Annotated in this window: 3 protein-coding genes; 1 reads left to right on the forward strand and 2 read right to left on the reverse strand. The window is 66.6% G+C overall.

The window, feature by feature from the left end:
• On the reverse strand, positions 1–1300 hold a 1300-nt coding region (locus U9980_RS03345; RefSeq protein ID WP_322766631.1), incomplete at its 3' end, for a hemolysin family protein.
• 69 nt (positions 1301–1369) lie between these two features.
• On the opposite strand from U9980_RS03345, the gene U9980_RS03350 reads away from it, so the two are divergent.
• Positions 1370–1492, forward strand: a complete 123-nt coding sequence (locus U9980_RS03350; RefSeq protein WP_322766632.1) for a hypothetical protein — start codon at positions 1370–1372, stop codon at positions 1490–1492.
• Between the two features lie 83 nt (positions 1493–1575).
• Here U9980_RS03350 and U9980_RS03355 read toward each other — a convergent pair whose 3' ends face one another.
• A complete protein-coding gene (locus U9980_RS03355) occupies positions 1576–2277 on the reverse strand; it encodes a response regulator (protein ID WP_416210136.1) in 702 nt (233 codons plus the stop codon).
• Between the last annotated feature and the right edge of the window lie 403 nt (positions 2278–2680).

Genomic DNA, 2680 nt, shown 5'->3' on the forward strand with positions numbered 1-2680 from the left:
GGTGCCCGGGCGGAAGAGCCAGGTGGACACGGTCCACCCGGCGACCGTCCATCAGCTGGACGGTCAGACTGACGCCGTCGACATCGACGATGTCGCCGGTGACGGGCAGCCGGCCGAGCCTGTCTGCGATCAGACCCCCGAGGGTCTGGTAGGCGTCGTCCAGCGGCAACCGCACGCCGACGGTCTGCACAACCTCGTCAACGCGGAGCAGACCGGACAGCAGCCATGTTCCGTCCTTACGCCGCTGCGCGTGCGCGCCCACCCGGTCGTGCTCGTCCACCACATCGCCGACGAGCTCCTCGATCAGATCCTCGATGGTGACCAGACCGTCCGTTCCGCCGAACTCGTCGATGACAACCGCCAGCTGCAGGCCGCCGCGGCGCAGGGTCTCCAGCAGCGGGTCGAGTTCCATCGTGGACGGTACGACCAGATGATCAATCATGACGTCGCCGACGGTCACCGTTTCCCGGTCCTCCTCCCCGACCGCAACGGCGTGCTTGACGTGGATGAGACCGACGACGTCGTCGAGACCCTGGCCGACCACCGGAAAACGGGAGTGCCCGGTCCGGCGGGCCATGACGATGACCTCGCCGACCGGGTCGTCGACCTGGACGGTACGCATCCGGACCCGGGGAGTCAGGACGTCCGCCGCCTGCTTGCCCCCGAACGCCAACGAACGCTGGAACAGCGTCGCGGTCTCCGGCGCGAGTGTGCCCTTTTCCGCGGACCTACCCACCAGGGAGAACAGCTCCTGCGCGGATCGGGCAGAGGCGAGCTCCTCCTGGGGCTCGATGCCCATCCGACGCAGCAGGCCGTTGGCGGTTCCGTTGAGGAGGCGGATCGGGTAGCCGGTCACGCGGCTGAAGCCTCGCGCGAACCCCTGTACCGCGCGAGCGGTGGGCAGCGGACGGGCAACCGCCAGATTCTTCGGCACCAGCTCGCCATAGATCATCGTTGTGGCCGTGGCGAGCGCCAGGGCGATCGTCCCGCCGACGCCCCGGACCGCTCCCCCGGGTACGCCGAGGGATTCCAGTGGCCCGTCGAGGATGCCCGCGATCGCCGGTTCGGCGAGGAAACCGATCGCCAGATTGGTGATGGTGATCCCCAGCTGCGCTCCGGACAGCTGGGTCGAAAGATTCGCGAGGGCCGACAGGACACCGGCCGACCGCCTGTCACCCGCGTCGGCAGCGCGCGTCACGCGTGAACGGTCAACCGTCACCATGGCGAACTCCGCGGCGACGAAGACCCCGCAGATCACCACCAGGACGACACTGAGCAGGACAAGGAGCCACTCTGTCATCGCAGCCTGCCCAGGTCGGCTCGCTCCGGGGCAGGCGTCGGACTATGACCGGGTAGATCGGGACTGGGCATGACCCTCTCGAAGATCGACACGATGGGACTCGACACGGCGGAACCCGACGCGGCGCGGGTGGCCACCGACCCTCCGCGACCGGACGCCGCTGACAACCGACACCCTGACAAGGTCCGCTGACCCACGCAACATGGCCTGACACATGTCCCCCAAGAATGCCCGCGCCACTGCGTGGCCCGGTCCACCGACCGGCGCGGGGGGGATCAGTCGATCTCGAAGAGGCCCTGGCGCACGGCGTACATGACCGCCTCCATACGCGAATGAAGCTGCAGCTTGTCCAGAATATTACGGACATGATTCTTCACTGTGTTCTCACTGATGAACAGTTTGCGCGCGATTTCCCGGTTCGCTCGACCCCCCGCGACCAGCTTGAGGACCTCCAGTTCGCGGGCGGTGAGGTGCGGCGCGGGTACCCGGCTCGGCCGGTCGTCCGATCCGCGCGCCAGGGTGGCGAACTCGACCATCAGCTTCGACGCCATCGAAGGGCTGATCAGGCTCAGTCCGTTGTGCACGGCACGGACTGCACCCGCAACCTCGTGTGGAGGTATCGATTTGAGGAGATAACCGACCGCACCGGCCTTTATCGCTTCGAACAGGTCGGACTCGTCATCACTGACCGTCAACATCACAATCTTCGCGGTCGGCACTTCCCGCTTGATGGCGCCCGCCGCATCAATACCGTCGCGGTGCGGCATCCGGACGTCCATCAGGACGATGTCCGGAGTGGTTCCCGTTGCGATCACGACAGCCTGCCGGCCGTCGGCGGCGCGACCGACGACCGTGATGTCCTCCTCAAGATCGAGAACGGTCTCCAACCCCTGCAGAAACAGCTCGTGATCGTCAACAACGAGCACCCGGATGGGTTCGGGCTGAGGCGCCACCGGCGGCAGGACGCTGACCATCAGAGATCGGAACTACCAGGCACGGGAGGTTCGACGACGACCTGCCACCGGACGGACGAGATGCGATCGACCCATGTGCCCACTCTATGTGACGGTGGTCCTACGTAGAGCCGAGTCTTCCTGCCGGTGCTGATCGAGTCGCGCACGGACACCGCTTCCGACATATCGGAATGGTACGCGCCGCCGCCCCATCGCACCGCCAGCGACACACTATGATCTTACCCGCGAACGTGGTGATTCATCAACCCCGAACCGGACGTATCGTGCGCGCCGCAGCGGGTGGGCCAACGGGGTCCGATCCCGGGGCTCCCGCACCCGCGCCCACCATGGCGCTACGCTAAGTAACATTGTGCGTGTCCAGCTCGCGTCCCCTCGGACCCGAACCATCGCGGGGCAGGACTCTGGA

The sequence above is a fragment of the Protofrankia sp. Cr1 genome (assembly GCF_963555865.1).
Taxonomy (GTDB): domain Bacteria; phylum Actinomycetota; class Actinomycetes; order Frankiales; family Frankiaceae; genus Protofrankia.

Coding starts and splice junctions, on each gene's coding strand:
- U9980_RS03350 (WP_322766632.1), top strand. CDS start 1,370: ATGACCCTCTCGAAGATCGACACGATGGGACTCGACACGGCGGAACCC.